This is a genomic window from Belliella filtrata, assembly GCF_022549775.1.
GTDB lineage: Bacteria > Bacteroidota > Bacteroidia > Cytophagales > Cyclobacteriaceae > Belliella > Belliella filtrata.
Genome location: NZ_JAKZGP010000055.1, coordinates 1 through 24972 on the forward strand (window position 1 = coordinate 1; position 24972 = coordinate 24972).

Sequence of the window (24972 nt, forward strand, 5' to 3'; positions counted from 1 at the left end):
ATGATTTAGTCTACAAAACTCGGGAAGTTGAAAGACCAGGTAGAAAGCTACCCAGGCTCAAAAAGCCAAAAAAACCTCATTATATGAATTATAAACCAATTTAATCCTTAACTAAACGACATTGGATAATAATATTAAATACTTTTACTACTACAGCAGATTAATAATGGGGTATATTTAATATCACAATTGATATATTATCCGATATTCTTACTTCCAAACCAGAAAACTATTGTGAAACCGACAAGGAGCTATCACAACTTCCATCAATCCAATACCATTTTTCGTCAATCCATTCCAACTCTATTTTTCCAATAAGCCTTATATTCGTAGATTGAAAGAAGCCAAAAATATATAACCAAGACGTTTATCTTTCTCTATCAATACCATCAAAAACCTAAGCACCAAGTTCTTTGTACTTGGTACTTGATCCATTGTACAAAAAAAAATGAGACCAACCATCATCATCGGCGGCGGCATTGTGGGCTTATTTACAGCCTACTACCTGCAGAAGCAAGGCGTTGAAGTCATCGTCATTGACAAGGGCGACTTGAAGTCCAACACCTCCACAGGTAATGCCGGAATGATCGTACCCAGTCATATCATCCCCTTGGCTGCCCCAGGAATGATCAGCAAGGGGATTTCGTGGATGTTTTCTTCCAAAAGTCCCTTTTATATTCACCCAAGACTAGACAGAAAACTACTAGAATGGTCATGGCTATTCTATAAAGCTGCCAATGTCAAACATGTGGAAAAGAGTATTCCTTTTTTGAAAAATATCAGTTTGCTCAGTAAGAGTCTCTATCATGATTTCAAACTCCAGCATGAAGATGCAAATTTGGAATTGGCAGAGAAGGGGCTAATGATGCTTTATCAAACTGCCGAGGTGGAAAAAGAGGAAATTGAATTTGCACAGTTAGCTAGAAAACATGGCTTGGAAGCAGAGGTATTAAGCCCTACAGATATTGAGAAGATTGAGCCAAACCTTGAGGTAAATGCTAGAGGAGCAGTCCTATTTCCAGGTGATGCACACTTGTCACCAGCAGCTTTGTACACCTTTTTGAAAAAACATCTTATTGCAAAAGGAGTGGCCTTCAAGCCTAACCTTCATGTCAGAGGTTTTGAAAAATCAGGTGGAAAAGTGACTTCGGTAATCACAGATGAAGGTACTATAGATGGATCACAGTTTATACTTTGTGGAGGAGCTTGGACTGGTGAATTGGCAGGGATGTTGGGATTTAGGTTACCCATGATGGGAGGAAAGGGCTATAGTTTTATCCAAGAAAACCAACCAGAGATCCAGCAAGCAGCGATTTTGACAGAGACAAAAGTTGCAGTAAGTCCATACGGTCCACAGATCCGCTTTGGTGGGACTATGGAGATAGCTGGGGTCAATGAAAAAGTCAACCTAAATCGTGTCAAGGGAATATATGAATCAATCAATAGGTACTATCCAGACTTTCAGGCCAAATTCCCTGAACCCGAGCAAATTTGGAAAGGACTTAGACCTTGCTCACCAGATGGGCTTCCATACATCGGTCTGGCACCTGGTCTGGAAAATGTATTAGTCGGTTCTGGTCATGGTATGATGGGCATCTCCATGGCTCCAGCCACTGGAAAACTCCTCACCCAAATCCACCAAAAAGAATCCGAAGAAATCTTAATTGATGCATTTGGGGTGGGTAGGTATTAGTGGAAGAAATTTATTAATTGATTCTAACTTCCAAAAGATGTCATAAGGCAGGATGACCTTTAAAAATTTATAGGTCATCCCCAAAGAACCCACTTCGTCATCTTTCAAATTCTTAAAAAAGAATTCTAAGGTAATCATATATTTTGAATGAAAAAGGTTGTCTGGATAAGCTTAGTTTCTCCCAATTTATCTTTACTTTCGACACCAAACAGAAAAACTTGAAAGAAATGAAACGGGCAGCACTGATCATCCTGCTTTTAGTTTGTATTACCAATTGCAAAACAATTGAGCCAATATCCAGAGTAAGCCCCAAGCCATTGGCAAATTCAGAGGTTCACTCAAATTCAGGATTTATTTTTGAAGAATCTCAGATTGACCTATCTTTTGTCAGCGAAGCTTTTCGGGATTTCGTACCTGAAGTACAGGACGTGGATAGGCTCCTGGATTACAATGGGTTCATTTTGGAATTCGACACAGCTAGCCGAAATGCCAAGTGGGTAAGCTATATGCTCTGCCGTGCAAACCTTGGTTCAGGAGAAGAAAGGTCTAGCAACTTTAGAATGGATCGGAGGCTTGGGGACTATAGCCCTAGGGATGCTGCTTACAAAAACTCTGGATATGACAGGGGTCATCTTGCTCCTGCAGCAGATATGGCCTACAGTGCGGAGAGCATGTACGACAGCTTTTACTTAACCAATGCTAGCCCACAAGTGCCTGGATTCAATAGAGGTATTTGGAAAAGGTTAGAAGAGCAAATTCGGAGATTTGCTTCTGAAAAAGACAGTATTTTTGTTGTAACAGGCCCTGTATTGAGTGAGCAAATGAACTCTATGAGCACTAGCAATATTGGGGTCCCTGAACTATTTTTCAAAGTGGTAATGGATAAAAGAGGCAATCAAGGCATTGGGTTTCTTATGAGAAATGAGACTGCTAGTGGCAAATTAAGTGAATTTGCAGTAACGATAGATAGCGTAGAAATGATTACGAGAATCAACTTTTTCCCATTGCTTGACACAAAGCAAGAAGCTCAGGCCGAAAGCAAGTTTGACCTGAAATATTGGTTTGGGGACTAACATTTCATTCTCAAAACTCGAGCAGCTCAACCTTCCCATCCATAGTCGCCACGATTAGGCTATTCCCTGAAATAACATTAACTGTGTTGACCATCGAATTGTCTACTTTATGAACCCAGTTGATTTCTTGAGTTTTAGGATCAATACTATAAACTACTCCTGATTTGGTCCCGAAAAAAACCCTTCCTTCTTTTTCAATCAGCATAGATGGAACATGCTCGTAGCCAAATCCACAATCCATTCTCCAAGCTAACTTCGCTTCGGATTCACCTGTTTTGAATGCTACAATTTCATCATTCATTGTCTTTCCATAGATCAAGCCACCATCATCTGAAATTCCAATAGACTCTCTCACGGTAGCTTCATTTGTTCGCCACATAGTTTTCCCTGACTTGGAATCAATCGCTGTCAAAAATCTATCTGGAGCTACTATGTAAATAACACCTTCATGAGCCACTGGAATACACATGGCAGGAGAGTACATTCTATTTGACGAACCATTATCCCACTTCCAAAGTAAGGCCCCTGTTTCAACGTTCAAAGCATATAAATGCCTATCCCAAGCTCCAAAAACAATCATGTTGTCATAGATCAAAGGCTTACTGACCACAGGTCCCGAGATTCCTTCAAAAGTCCAATTCTCTGTCCCCGTATTTACATCGATGGATCTAAACGTACCGTCACTTCCCCCGATCAAAACAACATCACCATACAGTTCAGGAGAACCTAATACGGCCTTTTCAAAACTTTTCTTCCATACCAAATTGCCAGTAGCATGTTCCAAGGCATATACATTGCCATCCCCAGAACCCATAATCACCAAATCATATGAAATCACCGGTGAAGAAAAAATTCCGCCATCAGTCTCAAATGACCAAATCACCTCTCCAGTATTCTTGTCCAATGCTTCGATTTTCCCTACTGCATTTCCAAAAATCACCTTCCCATCCTTATGGGCCGGAGTTGAAATCACATTGGCATCCGAATGGGATGACCACCTTTTCTTAACATTTGGATACTTTTCATTGATGTCAAAACTGGGTCTATTGTAAACTTGATTTGGATCAAATTCCCTTTTACCCAATGCTATCTTATGCCAAGTGTCTTTGGTTCCTACTCCTGGATTTCTTTCCTGAAAATAAGCGGTATCGGATTTAATACTGATCCACTGGTAACCTCCAACCTCATCCTTTGCACGAAGATTTGAGCGGCTCATAACCCCTGGAATCCCCTCAAAATCATACACTTTGTTATTATGACCGTGCCCACAGACAGAAAATTGCGTATTGTAATTTTTCAATCTATCAGTCGCTTCATACCAATTATCAAGCGCATTGTCTAGTGGATAATGATTCACATTGATGATTCGTTGATCTGTGGGCGTAGCACGCAACACCGAATCCATCCAAACGACAGCATCCCGAGGAATATGCCCATCAGACATCCTTACATATGGCCCTGAAGAAGTCCCGATAAATTTGTATCCTTTGTGCTCAAAGACAAATTTGTCATCGCCAAAAGCTTGGATAAAGCCTACCCCTCCTGACTCTGACCAGCCAGTGTCATGATTTCCAGGAATGATGTAGTATGGAATATTCAATTGGACGATAATCGCTTTTGCCGTGGCAATTTCCTCTTCTGTACCCATCTCGGTAATATCACCTGTCAGCAGTACAAAATCCAAATCAGTCTGCTTATTGATATCTTCCACCGTCCTTTGTAGATCTTCTTCAGCCACCCCATTTGGAGATCCGATATGCAAGTCTGTGACAAGAGCAAATTTGAAATCTTGGCCATAGGACCCTAGTGCCAAAAAAATCATTAAAATCGTTAAAGCAAATTTTATTGGAAATATACGCATGGATGTATGAGGTTATTTATCGCTGGATTTTATCAACTCTATTCCTTTTAGGATATACTGATCGTGAACAAAATTTGAAGTTGTTTCTTGTACATAGTAATCAATATTCAAACCTTTTCCTTGTACTACCGCCCCATTCGGGTAAAAGCCTCCTAAACTTGTAAAAAGAATTTCAGACAAATCTGGCAAAGTAAATATTGCAACATTCATTAGAGCACCTGATGTTGTGTCTCCTACGGTGACACAATTTGGGGCTGCTTGGATAGCCATACCAATGAATTCTGCCTTACTTTGTGTAGAATGATTTACCAATAAAATTACTTTCCCATCATAAAATTTGGAGTTTTTTCTACCACTTTTATATGGATCCACTATAGCCCTAAAAGGAGAATTAAATATTTTCGATAAAGAAGGTCTATTGGTAATTGGAGCCAATGCTTGTACAAACTTTTTCCTTTCTGGATAAATATTTTTTGATATCTCATCTAAGATGTCATGCTTTGGATAATTTCTTAAGTCAAATATTATTCCTTGGGTCTTAGACAGATCTTTGAATGCACTTTTCACTTCTTTTTTTGTAATAGAATGCAAGTTGATATAACCTACATTTTCATCAATTACCCCCCATTTTTCCCCGTATAAAAAAGTAGGTAAAGCCACGTAATCCTTAATTTCAAAATTTTTATGAAGCTTTATATATTTCATTGTAAGTGTATCATTTCTATCGATAGTTACTTTAATAGAATCTTCTCCACTACGCAAAGCTGATATTGAATTTCTTTTTAAGTAAGAATCATTAGAAGCTGAAACTACATATTCTAATTTATTGCTTAAATAAAGTTCAGGTGTTTCATCCTCTAAACTCACAATCCGATCACCTAGTTTAATATCATCTCTTTCGGTTAAATCTACATTGAACAATGCTGTAACCACGAGTGTATCATTGACTAATTTTATTTCAAAAGGAGGTCTCTTTGAAAACAACAAATCATTTAATTTTTGGGAAATAAATGAAGTATGAGAATCATTTATTGAGGCAATCATTTTATGCTTAACTTTTTCATACTCAATATCGGATTTGCAATCAGCAAACTCAGGAACAAAGTCATCCAATAAATCAAACCAATTTGGTTGAATTAAATATTTATTGACATAGTAATACTGTATTAAATTCCAAAAACTAAATAATGTCAACAACCTATGGCTTTTTATATCCGAATCAAATGTTTCAAATCCAACTTCATTGTCAAATTTTGGGATTTTTGACAAAAAGTTGGAATTAGATATGTAATAATTTTTGATATTCGTATTACTTTTTAGATCTTTCAATTTACCATATAGGAGATTGTTAGGTTTGTAAAACTCAATCCAATCATAATCATAATTCTCCATAAACAGCCCATCAAAATTATTGGAAGCTTTGATTTTTCCAGAATCTATGGATGTAATAAACTGAAACAAAAAATGGTCGAGATCTTCTTTTGTCAGAACATCATCCAATTTTTTGATATTCTCAACAAATTTCCTGTCCCAATTGTATTCTCCTTTACTAACAATCGGATGATGGTATTTCATCAGCCCCCATACCAATCCAAATTGTTTGTATTTTTCAAAATCCTCTATTTTCTCCCTGCTTTGTGCATTTGCGTTATATTTTAAGCCAAAAGAAAATAGCACCAGGATAAGTAAACTAATTTTGTGATGTGATATCATTTTGTAAATTTATTGATTACTATATTTAAAAACTATGTATTTAGGAGTGTTTTTTTACAAAAAGGAGTTGCTACAAGCCTTTTATTTAAGTTTGAATTTTCTAATCATTGAAGTTGACCACTTTTTGACAAGGCATAATAAGCTACCTGCATGACTTTTGTCCGTGTTCCCAATTGGGAAAGTTTGGAGTTCTCCCGTGTTGGATTTACACGGTTGGACAGGAAAATATACACTAGCTCATTTTCTGGATCTACCCAAGCGTAAGTTCCTGTGAAACCAGTATGTCCAAAACTAGAAGCTGGAGCATCTTTTGCGGCATTGCCATTTTCGCTTCCTGGAGTTCTAGGTCTATCAAACCCCAAAGCTCTGTAATTACCTTCGTCACAGAATTTACATTTTGAAAATTCACTCACTACATTGTTGCCAATAATCACTTCATCAGCATACACTCCATCGTTCAAATAGAGCTGCATCAATTTTGCCAAATCATGCGCATTTCCAAACAAACCAGCGTGACCACTCACCCCTCCCAGCATGGCAGCACCTTCATCATGGATGGTGCCATGGAGCAATTGCTTTCTGAAAAGTGAATCATATTCCGTCGGCACAATTTGATTTAAATCATATTTAAGATATGGATTGAAAGTTAGTGACTTGGCACCTATGTGGCTATAGATATTCTCTTGCAAGTATTCTTCAAAATCCTGACCCGAGATGGCTTTCACAACCTCTGGAGCAAGTATAAATGACAAATCACTGTAAACATACTTACCTTTTTCACCCAAAGGAGAGTCTAAAATTTGTCTATAGATTTTATTCTTATAATTCTTGTGGATATAAAGGTCTTGTGCAGCTAGTACAGGGAATCTTTTTGACTCGGAATATTTGAAAGTATTCCATTTGAATTTACCATTTTTTCTTACTGTCTCCTTCCAAAACGGAATCCAAGCTTGTAATCCTGCTTGATGTGTTAGAATATCGACATACTTGATATTTTCTTTGTTTGTGCCTCTTGCCATGGGAAGATATTCTCCCAATGTCCCATTTTCATCAAATTCCCCTTCACTTTTCAATTTCATCAATGCAGCCAAACTTGTACTGATTTTGGTAACTGATGCCAAATCATAGAGGTGCTCATTTTCTACCTTGACATTACTTTCATAGGTATGTGTACCAAAAGACTCATGGAAGATAACTTTCCCACTTTTGGCAATCAAAACTTGTGCACCTGGAATAGCTTTACTTGTAATAGCTTCATTCACCAAAGTCTCAATCGCTTCAAAATCCCTTGAGTACATTCCAAATTCTTCTGGAAACGAATATCCAAGACGCAGTCCTCCACTTGTCTGTAGTCCATCACCGACTTTGAAATCAGCATTGACTGTCACTGGTAACTTCCCTTTTGCTCCCAATGCTCCAAAAATAATCTGGGAGGCAATGTCTTGAGCGTTCTCTGACTCTTGATAAGTAGCCATAACAGCATAGGCTCTAGCAAGCTGATCAAACTCCGCCAAGCTATAGACATTTCCAAAAACAGACACTATTGTTGGCTTCTGCTCTATCAGTTTTTTTAGAAAAAACTTCGTCTCAGAAGTAACACCGAACCTACTTGCGCCAGCTCTCATTTGAAGTTTATGCACACCTGCAATTACCAATGAATAATCTTCCAACTCCTTTATCAAAGTTTGAAACTCCCCTATACTGGCATTGTGAGAGATAAAGAAATGATCTACCTCAGCAAATCTTCCCAAACCTTTCTGAAAAGAGGTTTCCTCAGCTGTTCCAATAGCCAAAGCAGCAATTTTTTGCTTGCCAAGGTTCTTTATTGGAATAATATCCTCTTTATTTCTGAGTAAGGTAATAGATGCTTCTGTCAGCTTTTTATTTAAACTTTGCGCTTGTGGGTTATTCAAGTCTTCATAGAGACTCTTCAGTTCCACAGGTTCATATTTATCCAAACCAAGCCAATATTTGGCTTCCAGTACTTTCTTTACTCTGTGTTCGATTTCTTCTATCGTAATTTCATTTTTTTTAATCGCCTTTTTGATCTCGCTGATTGTCCTCTCCACGTTCATGGTATTGAGAAGCATGTCATTTCCAGCCAAAAGTGCTTTCATATCCACTTCTCCAGGTTCATAGAATTTGGCTACACCCTGCATATTGAGCGCATCTGTAAATACAAGTCCCTCATAATTGAGGTCATTTTTCAATAAATCAGTAACTATGGGTTTTGAAAGAGTAGATGCCAGATTATGGGTAGAATCGTAAGCTGGAACATTCATGTGTGCGACCATTACACTTCCAAGACCTTCATCAAAAAGCTTTTTGAATGGATACAGTTCTGTTTCTTCCATTCTAATTTTGGAGAAATGAATGACTGGTAATCCATAATGGGAGTCCACATTGGTATCTCCGTGCCCTGGAAAGTGTTTTGCATTTGCAAGTACCTTATTATCCTGCATTCCCTTCATGTAAGCCATTGCTTTGCTGGCGACATTTTCTTTTTGTTCACCAAAAGACCTGTAGCCTATCACAGGATTGTTCACATTGTTGTTGATGTCCACTACTGGAGCAAAATTCACATGAACACCAACCCTTCTACATTGCAGGGCTATTTCTTTGCCCATTTGATTGATGAGGCTTTCGTCGGTTATCCCTCCTAAGGACATTTGATAAGGAAAACTCATCGTACTATCAAGCCTCATTCCAAGACCCCATTCTCCATCAATGGAAATCATCAATGGAATTTTTGCTTTTTCCTGGAGCCTGTTGGTCATGATAGCTTGTCTTACTGGACCACCCTGAAAAAAAATAATTCCACCAACTTGATATTTTTCGACCAATCTAGATATGGAATCGACATGAACTTGATCCTTGTTTGAATAAGCAGGGATCATTATCAATTGAGCGATTTTCTCATCCAATGTCATAGAATGAAATTTGGCGGCAACCCATTCACTTCCCTGACCCTTGAAAGGTGGAGGGATGATTGTTTTGTCTTGCGCAAAAGCATTACTGACTCCTAGGCTGATCAAAATTAAAAAAAGTATACTAGCTAAATTAAATTTCATTTTTCGTTGATGGTTTATTCTGTTATAATTTAGTGATGAAATAGGATTTTCTATGTCACAATATGGTTATCGGCAATACTTTTTTATCAATACCCTATTTTGAAGGCAATTTATATCGACCATTACGGCGATATCTCACTTCGTCTGCCTCTGGTGAGGTAAATTCGACATGACTAATCCCTTCATATCTTGCGTCTTGAATCTCCCCCGCTTCTTGTGTCTCATGTCTAAAATCTAATATTGCTATAAGAAAGGAAAGAGCCCGACCTGTGTGGCTGTCGAGCTCTCCAAAAAATAAACCTATGTTCATTTTACCATCCCTCGTTTTGAGTCAAAGTGACGCCATTTTCTTCATAAAGTGCAATTTGATCAATTGGAATAGGATCGAGATAAACTCTTGAATTATTGAATATCCTCTGTGCAGCTGCTACAGTAGCAGGTATGATGTAGCCTTCCTCACCTTCAGATAGGACTACACTACTTTGTAAGTTTGGAAATTCTGCTCTAGTAACCCATGCACCTCTATTGATAGATGGATTAGCCTGTGTATCTGCATATTCAAGCTTAGCCCATCTTCTGAGATCATTGAGTCTGAAACCTTCCATCATCAATTCCACCCTTCTCTCTCTTCTTACTTCCCACAGAATGGATGATACACTTTGATCTCTAGCTGGATCATCATAAGCTACACCATTGACAGCAAATCTATCCCCTATCAAGGTAACGGGTGGCAGGTCAATTCCTGGTCTTGCTCTTAGTATGTTGATCGTTTTATCTAAGTCAGCTTGTATAAGTGGTTCTCCGCCTAAAGATGCCAACTCTGCAGCAGCCTCAAGGTAATTAACTAAAACCTCACCATACCTCATCACTGGCGAATCTATGATGTTCAGGTTTGAGCTTCCTTCTGGAAGGGTTCTAAGAGATTCATTCAAGTATTTGTGAGTCGCTACGCCAGAAGTACTAAAGTTTGGCGAAATACCATTAAGTCTAAATTGATCGGTTACAAAAGTCTCGCTAATTCGTGCATCTCTATTGGCAAACATAGCCTCTCTAGTTCTATCTCCTTGATAAAGGGGTGATATAGAAATTGGCAAACCATCAGAAGCGAGGTATGCATCAATGGCGTCTTTTGAAACGCCTGTTTGAGGCTCATTGTTGTTATAACTCATCAAAGCATGGGTTATAAGTCCAGCTTCATAATGTCTGAAAATAATCACCTCAGGATTATTAGCTAAATTTACAGAAGTGAATACCTCTCTATAATTTCCTAAAGAGTATCTACCTGATTGAATTAATTGATTGGCTGCACTTTTAGCAGCTTCAAAATACTTAGCGGCCTTTTGATCATCTCCAAGGTGATATTTTTGCCATGAGGCTTCGAAAAGCATCATTTGAGACATATATGCTAATACCACATCCTTGTTTACTGTCTGCTTTGGTGTTCCATCTGATAGTCTCACCATTTGAGAAGCATATTCAAAATCTTCAAGTACTTTGTCCATCACAAATCCTCTAGGGTCTCGTGGTCTGTAGAGCATTTCGAAATCAGAGTCATCTACTTCATCTTCAAACCATGGTGCATCACCAAACTGCTGAACAATCTGAGCATATTCTATGGCTCTAAAAAACCTTGCGACTCCAGACCAGTGATTGATTGCTTCTTCAGACATAGGTACGGTCTGTACCCTATTCAAAAACAAATTGGCTTTGCGTACCCAGGTGAATCTCCAATATGTTCCAGAAGCAGCAGTTACTGGCTGCAACCTAAACTGGGTTGGGCTTGTTGGTGCGAAATCATCATTCAAAGACTGTCCAGAAAAGAACCTCCCCCATGTGAATCCAGAGCCATATCCAGAAAAATACTGAGGATAAAAGCCCCATGCAAATGTTCTCACATTGGATTCATTGGTCCAATAGGTTTCGTCTGTAAGACGGTCTAAAGGTGGTCTCTCAAGAAAATCTTCTTGGCAGCTTACCAAAACCACAGATATCAATAGTATTGCTAATATTTTAATTTTCATTTTTGTCAATTTTAAAGTTTCTAATTGTCTCAAAACTTAAGTTTTATCTTACAAGCTTGATAATAATTGAATTATCAAAGGGTAAGCTGTAAACCAAACGAAACTGATCTCTGAAAAGGATACACCCTACCGAAAGTGGCTGCATCATTTAAACCTGCTGGCGTATACTCTGTCTCAGGGTCTATTGGGAGGTTGAGATTATCAAGTTCAAATAAATTTTCACCTGAGAAATATACCCTTAACCTTTCGACCTTGACTCTTTTTGAAAGTGTAGCTGGTATGGTATAACCAAAAGTGACGTTTTTCAACCTTGTATAAGACATGTCCAATAAATATTTAGTCTGTGGCAAGAAATTTCTCATGTTATTAGACTGTGAATGATCCGTGGGTCTAGGGTAGAAAGCATTAGGATTCTCTGGAGTCCAATAGTCTAGCTGATGCTCATACCATGCTTCACCTGGTCTAAAACCTGGCACAAATAGAGGTCCATTCGCCCAAAAATCTCTTTTTCCAACTCCCTGTACAAACAAACTCAAATCGAAACCTTTATAATCGGCACCTAACCTTATACCATATTGATACCTAGGGGTAGAGTTACCTATCACTTTCATATCTCCTGGATCATCGATAGTGTTGGTTCCTCTATCTATTTTTCCATCTCCATTTAGATCCTTGTATTTGACATCTCCTGGACCATAAAAGAACCATCCACTTTCAAAAAAGGATTGATCAGGGATACCATCTACCATTACATACCTGCCATTATCTAAAACAAATTCTCCATTTGCATCTCTTACAAAATCTTCAGCTGTAAAAAATCTGTCCGTTTCGAAACCCCAAATTTCTCCTAATACACGACCTGGGCGATTTGAGTTTACTCCTCTATTATCAGCAAAATCTGTAATCACTTCTTTAAAATCAGAAAGCATTACAGTAGAGAATAGCCTCAAGCCATTATTAAATTTATGATTATAATCCACAGCAAGTTCCCAACCTGTGGTTTGTAATTCTCCAAGATTCTGCTTGGTAGCAGCAGTACCAAATGAAGACGGTAGTACCAATCCTGCGCTATGCATATCACTTGTAGTCCTTCTGTACCAATCAAAAGTAACTCCAAACCTATCTTTGAAGAACCTGGCATCAAAACCGAAGTCAAGTGTACTGATCGTCTCCCAGGTCAAGGCTGAAGGCAATGCTCCAGGCGTAGCGACTGTCAACATATTTTCACTCCCAATCACCCAACCTGAGTTACTTGAGTTCATGATTCTATATATATCTCCAAGGAAAGCATTTTGATTACCAATTGCTCCATATGAAGCTCTAAGCTTCATGAAGGAGAGCACAGGCTCCACTGATTGCATAAACGGCTCTTCTGAAAGGATATAGCCAGCAGACATGGAAGGGAAAAATGCCCATCTTTCAGTAGGAGATAATCTAGAAGATCCATCATACCTACCATTCAGTTCTAACAATAGCTTATTGCGGAACGTATAGTTAAATCTACTGAAGAAACCTAAAGTTGCCCATTCGTTTCTGCTACCTGACACAAACATCTCACCAGTAGCTAGGGAAAGTTCTCCCCTATCTGGATCCATTAGGTCCCTTCTTTGGGACATGTGAGACCAAAATTCGAATGTTTCGATATCAGAGCCAGCCATTAGCTTGAAAGAATGATCTTTACCCAAGTCCAGTTCATATGTTGCAAAAGCTCTACCAGTATTCCTTTTGCTCAAATCAGAATCATACTGAACTCTATTGAACGCAGGTCCACTGTATGGCTCATAAATCAAGTTTGCTCCAGTTGCCCAGAAGTTATATGCAGACAATACTCCACCTGTCTGATGATATTGGCGGTTATTATTACTGTATGTATAATCCAAATTGAAGCTAAGACCTTTGAGGGGGCGAATTGTAGTCCCTAAATTAATCCTAGACATCGTAGAATTTTCATTGTTCATTTTGGCTTGCTCCACTTCATTGATAGAGTTTCTAAAAGGAAGTCCTTCATAAGTACCATATGGATAAACAGACTGCCACCTAAATATATAATACCATGGATCATAGGTGTCACTTGCAAAATTAAAAGGCTGAGTAAATTCTGTTTCAGAATAAAGAACTTTTGCCCTTACTTCCAACCACTTATTGACTTCAGTACTTACACTGAAATTTAAATTATATCTACTAAACTCATCAGGATTCACTTTCAAAACACCTTCTTGTCCTAAATAGCCTGCACCTAGGTAATATTTTGTCTTCTCTGTTCCACCAGATACAGAAACGTCATGTTTCTGTTGAGGCGTCCATTGCCTCATGAACAACTCTGCTGGATCCCATGATCTATAAAAAAATAACCTGCCATCTCTGATTTCAAAATCTCTTCCCATTACCATTTCTGGCCCTAAATTCTGACCTCCATATGTGGCTTCCCATTCTCTCATCTTTTGGATTCCAATTTGGTCAAAAGCCATTCCTACTGCACTGAACACATTTGTTGAAGGATTCGTACGTTGTAATGCTCTAAAAGCCATTTCAGCTCCATCTGCTGCATTAGCAATCTCAGGAGCGTAAGTTGGTGTATTCCATGAAAAATTATTTGAATATGAAACTCTTGGCTTGTCACCTTTTGCACCGGTCTTGGTAGTAACAAGTATCACACCCCACGCTGCACGAGAACCATAAATAGAGGAAGCGGCAGCATCCTTTAGTACTGAGATACTTTCTATATCTTCTGGATTGATCAACTGAAGGCTTTCGATTTCCACATTATCTACAAGAATAAGTGGCTGAGCACCTGCTGAATTACTTAAAGTACCTGTCATCCCTCTCAGTCGTATGTTTGGGTTTTGACCGATCTGTCCACTTGGTGAGGTAATCGTCAGACCAGGCACGGTACCTTGAAGACCTCTACCCACATCTGTGATTGGCCTAGACGCCAATACCTCCGTATCTACTGTGGTTACTGCACCTGTAACATTGCTTCTTTTCTGAGTTCCGTAACCTACCACCACAAACTCTTCCAACGTTTTGGTATCAGAAGCCAATACTACATTTAAGTTTGATTGGCCTTCGATTAAGATTTCTTGGGCTATCATACCGATGAAACTAAATCGAAGCGTCTCACCTCTGCTGACTTGGATTCGAAACTGACCATCTATGTCAGTTGTGACTCCTTGACTGGTACCTTTTACAGTTACACTGACTCCTGGTAGTGTCAACCCATCGTCAGCAGAAGTAACTACCCCTGTGATCTCTCTTCCTTGGGCAAAGGTCTGAATGCTGATGAATAGAAAGCTGAGACTCCATATTGAACTAAGCAATAAAAGTTTCTTCATGTGAAATTAATTTATAGAGTTGTTAAATATTTTGTGTGTTTAATAGGTCTATTGTTAGGTTTTTATGGTGTATATAATCACTTTAGTTTTTTTTATTTCAAATCTTGTATCCCAAATACTATTGCATTGATCTTGGCAAATTGCTACTCAATACTTTGCATTTTAGACACAAGATCTAATCAATAATCTGTGACTTTAGCATCTTGTAAATTTTTCTATAAAAACATTCCTATCCATCCCTGAAAACAGGGATATTGTCAAATCACCAAAAAACACAAACAGAGAATAGTTGACGATGAATTGGTACTTACTTGCCTAAAAAAATACGTCCTTATTCTGCTTTCAAAGGTATATCGATAATTATCGTAGTTCCGCGATTGGGGTAGCTATCTACTTCAAAAGTTCCCCCTAGTAGTTTTGTCTTAGATTGTATGGTCATAAATCCCAAACCATGTACGATCTGATTCATGTCCATTCCCTTACCATTATCCTCCATCAATATATTCACCCTATCTATATGCTTGATAAGTTGAAGCGTGGCATGTGTTGCCTGAGAATGTTTTATGGTATTTTGAAGCAACTCTTGGCAAATTCTAAAAATTGATATCTCCACTTTTTCAAAAACTCTTTTTGAAAAACCTAATATCTGAAGGTCGATATTGAGAATCCCCGATGAGTTTATCTTTTCAACAAAGGAATCAAGGGTTACTTTCAATCCAAATTTTTTCAGTGAAGCAGGTGCCATATGATGGGCTATTCTCCTTAATTCTTCAATAGACTCATCTAGCATGACCAAAGTATCCTTGTGGGAAGTTGATTCACTGAATGCTCCATTTTTTTCTACTTGCTCATACAACCCATTCAGCTTGAGCCTTACTGTGGATAGCATCGACCCCAAGCTATCATGCAAATCACTCGCTATGCGATTTCTTTCTTTGTCTTGAATCTCCATAAGATCCTTAAGGTGATCATTGCTCTGCTGCTGAATGATCTTTGCCAGCCTTTGCTTCTCATACATCTCATTTGTAATATCATTGTTGAGTTGAATGGTCTGCTCATGGATCATGGCATTCTCTAGGATAATGGCACCTTGATTTGAGGTGATTTTTATCCATTTGAGGAGATTTTTGGAGTACCAATTTTTCTTAAAACAGTTTTCTAGATAAATCACCATAGAAAGATACCCTGTGATATTGATTGGTAAGATTAAAAAGCTTTTTACATTCCTTTCTTTGAGTCTATCTAATTCTATGGAGGGCATTTCCTGATCTATATCATCTACCTGAAGCAGGTTCTTAGTCTTGTGAGCATATAGGATCAATGACTCCGGATAATCCAGTTTCTCAGAGTTATTCAACAATGAAAGGGAGCTAGAAGTCAAAACATTATCTCTTTCTTTTTGTAATTTCACCACAACACCTGAAGATCCCGAGAATCTCAGAAGAAGAACCATGAGTTTTCTTATCAAAGAAGTAACTTCAAGGTCACTGCTCAACTCTTGCTGAATCGTCTCAATATCAATATCCCAATCTAAGTCTACATGATTCAAAAACGCCTGATATTGTTGCAGCAGTTGATTGGACTTGGCTACAGCCCCCCAGTTACTGAATGCTTCCACAGACTCCAAGATTAATGAATGAACTTTTTTTGAATTAATATTCAATGTCAAGTAATGCTTTGCGAACAATTCCTTGGTCACTCCTTCCATAAAATAATCTTGATCTATCAACTTTAGGGTTTGCCTATAGGCTTTGGATGCCTCCGATTGATTACCCAAAATTCTACTCATCTCGGCCTGAAGCAAGCAGTATATTTTCAAATAATTCAATGGCGAAGATTTTGACCATAGGGAGAAGGAATTTAGAATTTCATCTAAGACTTGGATATGTCTCTTTTGCTGCTCTGCGTCATAACTATACCAACATTGAGTAATCGACAAAAATCGGATAAATAAGTTTGCAGGAACCAATGGAGAGCCTTCCTGAAGCTTTCTATTCTGATCAGCTTCACTTGCAGCCTTTTCTGCCAATTTATAGAAACCAAATAGGAAATAGTATTTTGCCCAAACATAAAACCTATAAAACTTTTCTTCTTGGACTGTCAATTGTGCTGCAAATGAGGATCCTTGGATTCTCGGAATGGAGAAAATCGTATCTCTCCCCATGAGGTAATCTATCAGGCTCTTTTGGTAATGGGTGATGTAATAGGTAAGCTCATTTTCAGGATATAAATTTTGGAAATCTTGATCAATAACTTCTGAAAGTGGCCCTCCAGAGAGAAATCTCAGATTCAACAAGTGAGTGCTCAGTATGTATTGGCCTATATAATCCCCTGATCTCTTACCCGCCTCCATGCCTGATTGGAGGAGTGAAAAGCTATCTGCAAACGGATCTTTCCATGTCTTGATATAAAATGCAAAAACACCGTATACCCTGCATCTGAGATTCAAATCCCCAAGCTCTTGATTGATTGATAGACCAATTTTTCCATGCTCAAAACCTCTAGAAATCTCCCCTGATATGATCAGCATTCTTGCATAGGATACATAGCCTATGGCCTTCACGGCAGAAGGAGTACCAAGCTTGTCTGACATCAATATGATGTTCATTGATGCCCAAGTCATCATCAAGTCTGATGTATGATGAAGCGCCATGCCCCCAACGTACAGCAAGTTCAATACATGGTTGTTCTTAATGGTAAATGAAGTTCTCTGCGGAACAAATTTTGCTTTTTCCTGATTATCAAGATGCTTTTTGAGCTGATCCAATTCTTGATGGAGCCGGTGTTTTGTTTGAGGAATTTGAAATCCCAGTTCATTGAGACTTTCTTTGAGTATTTGAAAAGCTTTTCTGTATCGACCTAGGTGGCTATTGATTACGATTTTCAATAAATATGGATCGATCCTTTTTTCAAAAGAAAAGAACCTTTCTAGCAAAAAGTCAAGATGAATTTCTGCAAAATCATACTCACCAAGCTCATACTCCGCCCTTGCAAGCTGAACAAAAGAGTTCCAAGTCAAGTCTGACACTTCCTCCCATTTACAATTCCCAAGATGAATGTTACATATTTTGAAGAATTCCTTAGCCTGCTCTATTTGCTTTTGCTTTTTTGCAACCACGCCTGCTTTATAGTTGATCTCTGCGGCTAATCTTTCCTCCTTAAGCCTCAAGACTGCCGGCAATGCTTTGTTCAGGTGATTGGCTGAATGAACTATATCTTCTGACTCCTCTAGCTCAAAGTATCGATTATGGTAAAGTTTTGCAAGCTGATAATGATTGCTAACAAGCTCATCAGCATCTATTCCTTGATAGACTAGTTCGGCCAAGTGCATTTGAGTGACATTGACCTTTTCTTCTTGAAGTGTCAAAAGACCAAAACTTTCACATTGAGCCAGTAATTCATCAAAATCCTTTTGATCCTCGCCAAGCCATTTGAATACTAACTCTTTGGAAATACTGCCAGCACATGCTACGAAATTGACTAATCTTTGAGCATCTTGGGTCAATCTACCCATGTGGATATTGAGGATATTCTGTTTGTTTAGCCCTTCGAAGGCTTTGTTGATTTGGGATATTTCTCCATATAGCAATCCATCTTTTAGAAATAAAAGGGAAGAATTCTTGAGGTTCTCTACGATGAGCTGCAGTAGAAAAAAATCTCCTTGACATAGCCTGTGACAAGTTTCAACCAATTGCGAATCACATTTACCTTCTAACTGATCCTCAATATAGGCTTTCGTTTGGCCAAAGTACAATTCCTTGATATTCAATCTAAAAATATGCTGTTTTTCAAAACTCAGACTATCTAGAATATTTTTGGAAACGGCTGATTGATCAAATGTTGTCCGCTGTTCTCCTATCCAGATTAGCATATCAGTCTTTAGTTCTGTGAGCAAAAAACTCAAGAAATTAGCACCTGGACTATCCATCCATTGTAAATTATCTGTAAACAAAAAGAGTGGCTCACTAAAAAAATCACTTATGAAACTAAAAATCTTACTCAGAATTGGATAAACTTGGTTTTCTACCTTAGGAATCAAAAACTGATTTGGCAGAGGGTTGATCTCTGAAATGATAGAAAGCTCTGGAAAGTAATCTAGAGCAAGGACATAGTCTGACCCTAATTCCTCTAGCAATTTCTTAGAAAAATCTTTGAACTCATCTTCTTTTAACTTGCTATATATCTGACTTAAAAAATTTGACAATCCATTTCTAAATCCTGCATATGGAACATTTTTTTGACTAGAAAAATGTCTGAGAATCAACACTGGAACACGAGAGCTCAGATCAGACAAAAATCCTTCAATGAGATAAGTTTTCCCAGAGCCAGCATAACCTGAAATCAATACCCCTCTTGCACAGGTGTTGCGATTGCCATGCAACATCTCATTAACAGTTTTTTCTAAAATCTGTCGATTCTTTTCACTCAGACCTTCACGCTTACTTATTTTGCCAGTTTTCATTGTGCCTCAATAATCGGAACTAAGATAAAAGTAAAAATAAACTGCACATTATCCTATTCAAGGGTACATCCTACCTGTAAAGAATAAACTCTACAAACTACTTGGAAAAACATGAAAAGGATCAATTATAAAAGGTTTCTGGTAACAGCTCAGACTTTTTACTAAGCAATAACAATCCAAGACATGTAAAGGATGCATTGACAATCAAAATTTCGAATCCAAAACGATAACCATAAAACCACGCTTCACTATGTTGATCCAAAATATAAGAAAGTACTGGGCTAGCCACACATACCAATGGGATCCAACGGTCCTTCGTCTCCCTTTTGCTCAGCAGTCCAAATGCAAACAAACCTAAAATTGGCCCATAAGTGAATCCAGCGGCTTTAAAAACTGCACTTACTACGCTGCTATCATTGAGTTCATTGAATATCACAATCACCAGAAACACCAATAAACAAAATCCTACATGGACCAATTTTCTAATTATGTTGTTAAATTTCAAGGATTTCTTATTGCTTGGTAAGCCCAAAATATCTACACAAAACGATGTCGTCAGTGCTGTCAATGCAGAATCTGCACTTGAAAATGCTGCTGCTATAATCCCCAACATGAAAGCCATCGCTGTAAGGGTACCTAAGTTATTTAATGCCAATAAAGGGTAGAATTCGTCTGAACTACTCGGGATCGTAAGTTGATGAACTTCTGCAAAAGTATAAAGCAAAATGCCAAGGCTAAGAAAAAGTGTCGTCGAAAAGAAAAATGAAACCGAAAACCAGAAAATGTTTTTCTGAGCTTCCGCTTTGTTTTTGCATGTCAAATTCTTTTGCATAACATTTTGATCTAAGCCATTCATAGCTATGGTAATGAAGACTCCAGACACGAACATTTTGAAAAAATTTCTATCAGACAAAATGTCCCATTCGAAAACAGTAGACATATCGCTATTACCTATGAGCTGAGCAAGCTCCACTGGCCCTAGACTCAACTCTCTGCTGATAATGATGATCGTCACTGTCACGGCAGCCAATAAGAACATCGTCTGTAAGGTGTCTGTCCAGACAATAGTCTTCACACCACTACTGACAGTATAAAGATATATCAGAATTAAGGTAATCAGAACGGTAAGAAAAAAAGGGACGCCAAATGCTTCAAAAAACCCAATCTGCAGCGCCGTGGCTGCTAGGAACAGCCTAAACGATGCTCCGATTGTTTGAGAAATAATAAAAAATACAGATCCTGACTTGTAAGCACCTCTACCAAATCTATTTTGAAGATATTCATAGATTGAAATGAGCTGCATCTTGTAAAACAAAGGTATCAATATGGTAGCTATGAGCGCATAACCTACCATATTGCCCATTACGAACTGTAAATATGTCCACTGTTTTGAAGCTACTTCACCAGGAACGGATATGAAAGTAACCCCAGATAGAGAAGCTCCAATCATCCCAAATGCTACCAAAATCCACGAAGATTGTCTATTTGCTGTGTAGAATGTCATGTGATCTGACTTTCTAGAAGTCAGATAACTGATCAAAATCAACAACATAAAATACACTATTACGACTCCAAAGACCAATCCCTGCCCCATAATCCAAACTTAAATGATTTAAAAAACTAAAACCTTCATAGATTATCTCTTTTTCACATTGCCTTGGACAGCTTTTTTCTCTCCTTTTGTCATCACATTAATTTTCTCACTCAATTCCCCTTCTTGGTGTAGCCTATTCACCGCAGAAATCTGATAGGTATAAGTCTGTCTTTTTTGAGCTTTATGATCTACCCATACTTGCTCTGTGTAGCTACTTTTGGGTATGATAGTCAAAATATGAGCTGGGTTTTCAGTATCTAATGCTGCTTTTGCTTCAGATCTGTAAATGACATAGTAAGCTTGATTACCCACACTTTGATCCTTCCAAGTCAGCTTTATTCCATCTCGCGGGCTACCCTCGACAGTTAATATTTGTGGAAGAGAAGGAGGGTCACTTTTTATCCACTGCATTTCAGGTATCAAGGCCGGATAAGAATATATTTTTCCTAGCTGGGTATTTATATCTCGCTTGTTTTCACCAATAGTTTTGGCTGAAAAGTACATGCTCCCATGTATATTTTCGAAAGTTCTATTGAACTCCACTTGATTCTTGATTTCTTCGGGATCTTCCCAGCCTTTCTCACCTACCCTATATATCCCTTGTCCAATATACAAATGACGACCGAAGGAATTCTCTTCCCACCATTTCACTAGGGTTTTGTACTCTGCCTTTTCGAATCCTATATGCCAATAAAGCTGTGGAGTAATATAATCTATCCATCCCTTTTCCAACCATTTCAAAACATCGGCATACAAATCATCATAATTGGTAACTCCAGCCTGAGTATCAGACCCTCTTGGGTCTTTGTCTTTGTTTCTCCAAACACCAAAAGGACTAATTCCAAATTTCACAAAAGGTTTTTCTTGCTTGATTCTTTGACTAAGTTCTTCCACGAAAAAATCAACATTGTATCTTCTCCACTCATCAATATCCTCGTAGCTTTCTCTACCATATTTCTCATAAGATTTATCATCTGGGAAGTTTTCATTTGCCACTTTATAAGGATAGAAATAATCATCAAAGTGCACTGCATCAAGATCATAATGCTTAACTACTTCCATGATAGCATCAAATACAAATGCTCTAGCTTCTGGAATTCCTGGATCGTAGTACCATTTTCCACCATACTTCACAAACCATTCTGGATGCTTTACCATGGGATGTTCATCTGATGGGGTGAAATCCTTGCTCATACTTGCTCTGTATGGATTGAACCAAGCATGAAACTCAAGGCCTCTCTTTCTTGCTTCTTCTATCATGAAAGTCAAAGGATTGTAATAAGAATCTGGCGCCGCAGACTGCTCTCCCGTCAGAAAAGCGGACCACGGTTCATAGCTCGAAGGATAAAATGTATCCGCTGTAGGTCGAATCTGCATGATAATAGCATTCATGCCTGAGGCTTTAAGCTGATCTAGTAGCTTTACATATTGCTCCTTTTGCAGCTGTGAACTCAAGCCACGTTGATTTGGCCAATCGATGTTTTCTACAGTAGCGATCCATGCAGCTCTCATCTCCCTTTTTGGAGCATTTTGAGCAAAGGAATCCTTTGGAAAGAAAACATGGATAGTCAAAAAAATGATCAAGAAATATTTCATGGTACAAGTTGACATCATGACTGGATTTAGGGTTTATTTAAATATTTTCTAATACTGCTTTTACAGAGCCGTGTTTCAAAAGTAAAGCTTTGGCTTGCTCTTGACTTAGCTCAGGTAATACTTCTACTATCATCCTTATACCTCTTTGAATTAGCTTTTGATTGCTAAGTTGCATATTGATCATTTTATTTCCTTTCACTTTGCCAAGCTTGATCATCAGGGCAGTGCTGATCATATTGAGTATCAATTTCTGCGCTGTACCAGATTTCATTCTAGTGCTACCAGTGACGAATTCAGACCCAACTACTGCTTCTATTGGGACATCCACATGTTTTGCCAATTCTGACCCTTCATTGCATGTAATGCATGCTGTCAACACACCATGAGCCTTGCTAGCTTTGACTCCTCCGACCACATAAGGAGTACGTCCTGATGCAGCTATGCCAACCACTGTATCAAGATCTGAAAGATGATACACTTGCAGGTCTTTCCAAGCTTGATCGATATCATCTTCGGCTCCTTCCACGGCCTTCCGAATTGCAGCATCGCCTCCAGCTATCAGGCCTACTACCAGATCTGGACTTGCTCCATAGGTAGGGGGAATTTCTGATGCGTCTAGGATACCTAATCGCCCAGAGGTACCTGCACCTATGTAAAACAACCTTCCACCTTGCTCGAATCTTGACACCAAGTGATCTAGTAGAAGTTGAATGCTAGGTATACATTTTTGTACTGCCAATGCTACCTGTTGGTCTTCCTGATTTATCCCATTTAATATCTCTATCGTTGACATTTTTTCAAGGTCAACATATTTAGAATCTAATTCTGTAGTGGTCATCTCTATATCTTTGATTTGAGTCTTTGATTTGAAAATCATCATACTTTGACGCCTGTATGATACTGTATCAATCCCTCCATAGGATTCTTGACGATCTGATTAATCTCAATATGCAACCTTGCAGCTTCTTCTACTATAAAAGATTTAAAATGAAAAGCCACAGATCCTACTATGGTAATTGGCAAATTTTCATTTTCTGGAAAGTATGGTAAAACAAAATATTCGAAAAACTTCCTGAAGTTTTGGCTAATCACCTGAGCAAACTCTTCCACCTCACTGTATTGCAAAAGGAAAGGCACAAAGGAAGCCAAAAACCTATTCACAAAAGGCAAGTTATACAAGCTATCTAAAATTTCTCTATCATCTAATTGGTAGAAATCATAGAATTCTTTGGTAATGTCTACTGGAAGTTTTCTTTGCAACACCATAGAAAGTACGTCTTTTCCCATGACTGCTCCACTTCCATAGTCTGCCAGAAGGTATCCTAATGAAGGGACATTATTTATTATCTTTTCACCATCATACACGCATGAATTTGCTCCAGTACCTATAATGCATGATATTCCAGGAGCATTTTGAAGGGTACTTCTAGCTCCTCCGAGTATGTCTCCCTCCACTTGAATATCAAAGGCATTAGGAAATACAGTTTCTAATACATTTTGGATAATTGAGGCTTTCTTAATTTTTCCGCAGCCTGCTCCATAGAACATTACCCTGTTCACATCATTCACTTGATTGGCCACTACGCATGAAGCTACTTCCTGTATTTGATGTTCACTCACAAAATATGGATTCAGACCTATGGTGGTTTGAGTTTTGACTTTGTGCCCTTCAGCGTCTAAAAATATCCAGTTCGTTTTGGTGGATCCACTATCTGCAATCAATATCATAGATTTTTGAATAACGTGTAAAACATGTAATACCAAAATTGGCATTGACTCATCATTACAAAAATCAATTTTATTTTAGGCATTCATATCCCTGAAAATGGGGATTTCCTATAATCACTGAATCAACCTTTTCTTGTATGCATTCTTGATCAATTCCGCTGTATTTTTTGCACCTAATTTGTAGAGCAAGTTTTTACGGTGAGTTTCTACAGTATTTTTGCTGATGAAAAGCTTGTCAGCTATTTCATTGGTGGTCAATCCAGAGGCTATAGACTCTAGTACCTCGAACTCCCTCTCTGAAAGCTTCTCTGAAACTTGTTGCTTAAAAGTATTTTTGATAAATGTGTTTAACAATGTCTGCTTGACTTCATCGCCAAGGTAATTTTCTCCTTGATGGAGTGACTTGATTGCAGCCAGAAGATCTTGAGCTCCCGTATTTTTCAAAATGTATCCATGAGCACCAGCTTTGAGCATATCGGAAATAAAACTCCTGTCATTGTGCATAGATAAGCCCAAAATCTTCACCTTCGGATGACTCAAAATCAATTTCTTTGTAGTCTCTATCCCATCCATCTCTGGCATATTGATATCCATGATCACGATGTCTACTTCCTTCCTTTCACAAAAGCTTAAAACTTCCTTTCCACTCATTGCTTGACCGACTACTTCTATCTCTTCCGAAAAATTAAGGATAGACTTCAACCCATCAATAAACATTTGGTGATCATCAGAAATCAAAATCTTAATCATAGTAGGTACCATTAGTTCCTTAAATTTCACAAAAATTAAATCGGAATTCCAAAAATATTATAAAAAAAGCCCCCAAAC

At 38.2% G+C, this 24972-nt stretch carries 13 protein-coding genes; 2 read left to right on the forward strand and 11 right to left on the reverse strand.

What is annotated here, in order from left to right; genetic code table 11:
* Positions 1–448 precede the first annotated feature (448 nt).
* Positions 449–1693: an NAD(P)/FAD-dependent oxidoreductase gene (locus MM239_RS16600; RefSeq protein WP_241349378.1), complete on the forward strand. Its 1245-nt coding sequence runs from the start codon at positions 449–451 to the stop codon at positions 1691–1693.
* 227 nt (positions 1694–1920) lie between these two features.
* A complete protein-coding gene (locus tag MM239_RS16605) occupies positions 1921–2766 on the forward strand; it encodes a DNA/RNA non-specific endonuclease (RefSeq protein WP_241349379.1) in 846 nt (281 codons plus the stop codon).
* Positions 2767–2776: 10 nt separating this feature from the next.
* Here the strand turns inward: MM239_RS16605 and MM239_RS16610 are convergent, their stop codons facing one another.
* The 11 genes from MM239_RS16610 to MM239_RS16660 all read right to left on the reverse strand — a co-directional run bounded on the left by MM239_RS16610 (position 2777) and on the right by MM239_RS16660 (position 24894).
* Positions 2777–4588, reverse strand: coding sequence for an outer membrane protein assembly factor BamB family protein (locus MM239_RS16610; RefSeq protein WP_241349380.1), 1812 nt, complete (start codon positions 4586–4588; stop codon positions 2777–2779).
* Between the two features lie 51 nt (positions 4589–4639).
* On the reverse strand, positions 4640–6202 hold the full coding sequence (locus MM239_RS16615; protein WP_241349381.1) for a S41 family peptidase: 1563 nt from the start codon (positions 6200–6202) through the stop codon (positions 4640–4642).
* Positions 6203–6444: 242 nt separating this feature from the next.
* Complete coding sequence (locus tag MM239_RS16620; RefSeq protein ID WP_241349382.1) at positions 6445–9411, reverse strand: glycoside hydrolase family 3 N-terminal domain-containing protein; 2967 nt, start codon at positions 9409–9411, stop codon at positions 6445–6447.
* Positions 9412–9722: 311 nt separating this feature from the next.
* A complete protein-coding gene (locus MM239_RS16625) occupies positions 9723–11432 on the reverse strand; it encodes a RagB/SusD family nutrient uptake outer membrane protein (RefSeq protein WP_241349383.1) in 1710 nt (569 codons plus the stop codon).
* A 74-nt stretch (positions 11433–11506) separates the two neighbouring features.
* Positions 11507–14764 (reverse strand): SusC/RagA family TonB-linked outer membrane protein, encoded by a 3258-nt coding sequence (locus MM239_RS16630; protein WP_241349384.1) that lies wholly within the window; start codon positions 14762–14764, stop codon positions 11507–11509.
* A gap of 331 nt (positions 14765–15095) precedes the next feature.
* Positions 15096–19226: an AAA family ATPase gene (locus MM239_RS16635; protein ID WP_241349385.1), complete on the reverse strand. Its 4131-nt coding sequence runs from the start codon at positions 19224–19226 to the stop codon at positions 15096–15098.
* A gap of 121 nt (positions 19227–19347) precedes the next feature.
* Positions 19348–20820, reverse strand: a complete 1473-nt coding sequence (locus MM239_RS16640) for a sodium:solute symporter (RefSeq protein WP_241349386.1) — start codon at positions 20818–20820, stop codon at positions 19348–19350.
* Positions 20821–20862: 42 nt separating this feature from the next.
* Positions 20863–22434: a glycoside hydrolase family 10 protein gene (locus MM239_RS16645; protein ID WP_241349387.1), complete on the reverse strand. Its 1572-nt coding sequence runs from the start codon at positions 22432–22434 to the stop codon at positions 20863–20865.
* Between the two features lie 19 nt (positions 22435–22453).
* Positions 22454–23296, reverse strand: a complete 843-nt coding sequence (gene murQ, locus MM239_RS16650) for an N-acetylmuramic acid 6-phosphate etherase (protein WP_262918695.1) — start codon at positions 23294–23296, stop codon at positions 22454–22456.
* The gene (locus tag MM239_RS16655; protein ID WP_241349388.1) at positions 23293–24144 is read right to left on the reverse strand and encodes an N-acetylglucosamine kinase; all 852 of its coding nucleotides are present in this window, start codon (positions 24142–24144) and stop codon (positions 23293–23295) included. The genes murQ and MM239_RS16655 overlap by 4 nt, the downstream gene beginning before the upstream one ends.
* 114 nt (positions 24145–24258) lie before the next feature.
* Entirely contained in the window at positions 24259–24894 is a 636-nt protein-coding gene (locus tag MM239_RS16660) for a response regulator (protein WP_241349389.1), read from the reverse strand.
* Between the last annotated feature and the right edge of the window lie 78 nt (positions 24895–24972).

What these genes read in the sequence shown, in the direction of transcription:
- MM239_RS16600 (WP_241349378.1), top strand. Translation starts at nt 449, where the DNA reads ATGAGACCAACCATCATCATCGGCGGCGGCATTGTGGGCTTATTTACA.
- MM239_RS16605 (WP_241349379.1), top strand. Translation starts at nt 1,921, where the DNA reads ATGAAACGGGCAGCACTGATCATCCTGCTTTTAGTTTGTATTACCAAT.
- MM239_RS16610 (WP_241349380.1), bottom strand. Translation starts at nt 4,588, where the DNA reads ATGATTTTTTTGGCACTAGGGTCCTATGGCCAAGATTTCAAATTTGCT.
- MM239_RS16615 (WP_241349381.1), bottom strand. Translation starts at nt 6,202, where the DNA reads ATGAAATACCATCATCCGATTGTTAGTAAAGGAGAATACAATTGGGAC.
- MM239_RS16620 (WP_241349382.1), bottom strand. Translation starts at nt 9,411, where the DNA reads ATGAAATTTAATTTAGCTAGTATACTTTTTTTAATTTTGATCAGCCTA.
- MM239_RS16625 (WP_241349383.1), bottom strand. Translation starts at nt 11,432, where the DNA reads ATGAAAATTAAAATATTAGCAATACTATTGATATCTGTGGTTTTGGTA.
- MM239_RS16630 (WP_241349384.1), bottom strand. Translation starts at nt 14,764, where the DNA reads ATGAAGAAACTTTTATTGCTTAGTTCAATATGGAGTCTCAGCTTTCTA.
- MM239_RS16635 (WP_241349385.1), bottom strand. Translation starts at nt 19,226, where the DNA reads ATGAAAACTGGCAAAATAAGTAAGCGTGAAGGTCTGAGTGAAAAGAAT.
- MM239_RS16640 (WP_241349386.1), bottom strand. Translation starts at nt 20,820, where the DNA reads ATGGGGCAGGGATTGGTCTTTGGAGTCGTAATAGTGTATTTTATGTTG.
- MM239_RS16645 (WP_241349387.1), bottom strand. Translation starts at nt 22,434, where the DNA reads ATGATGTCAACTTGTACCATGAAATATTTCTTGATCATTTTTTTGACT.
- murQ (WP_262918695.1), bottom strand. Translation starts at nt 23,296, where the DNA reads ATGATGATTTTCAAATCAAAGACTCAAATCAAAGATATAGAGATGACC.
- MM239_RS16655 (WP_241349388.1), bottom strand. Translation starts at nt 24,144, where the DNA reads ATGATATTGATTGCAGATAGTGGATCCACCAAAACGAACTGGATATTT.
- MM239_RS16660 (WP_241349389.1), bottom strand. Translation starts at nt 24,894, where the DNA reads ATGATTAAGATTTTGATTTCTGATGATCACCAAATGTTTATTGATGGG.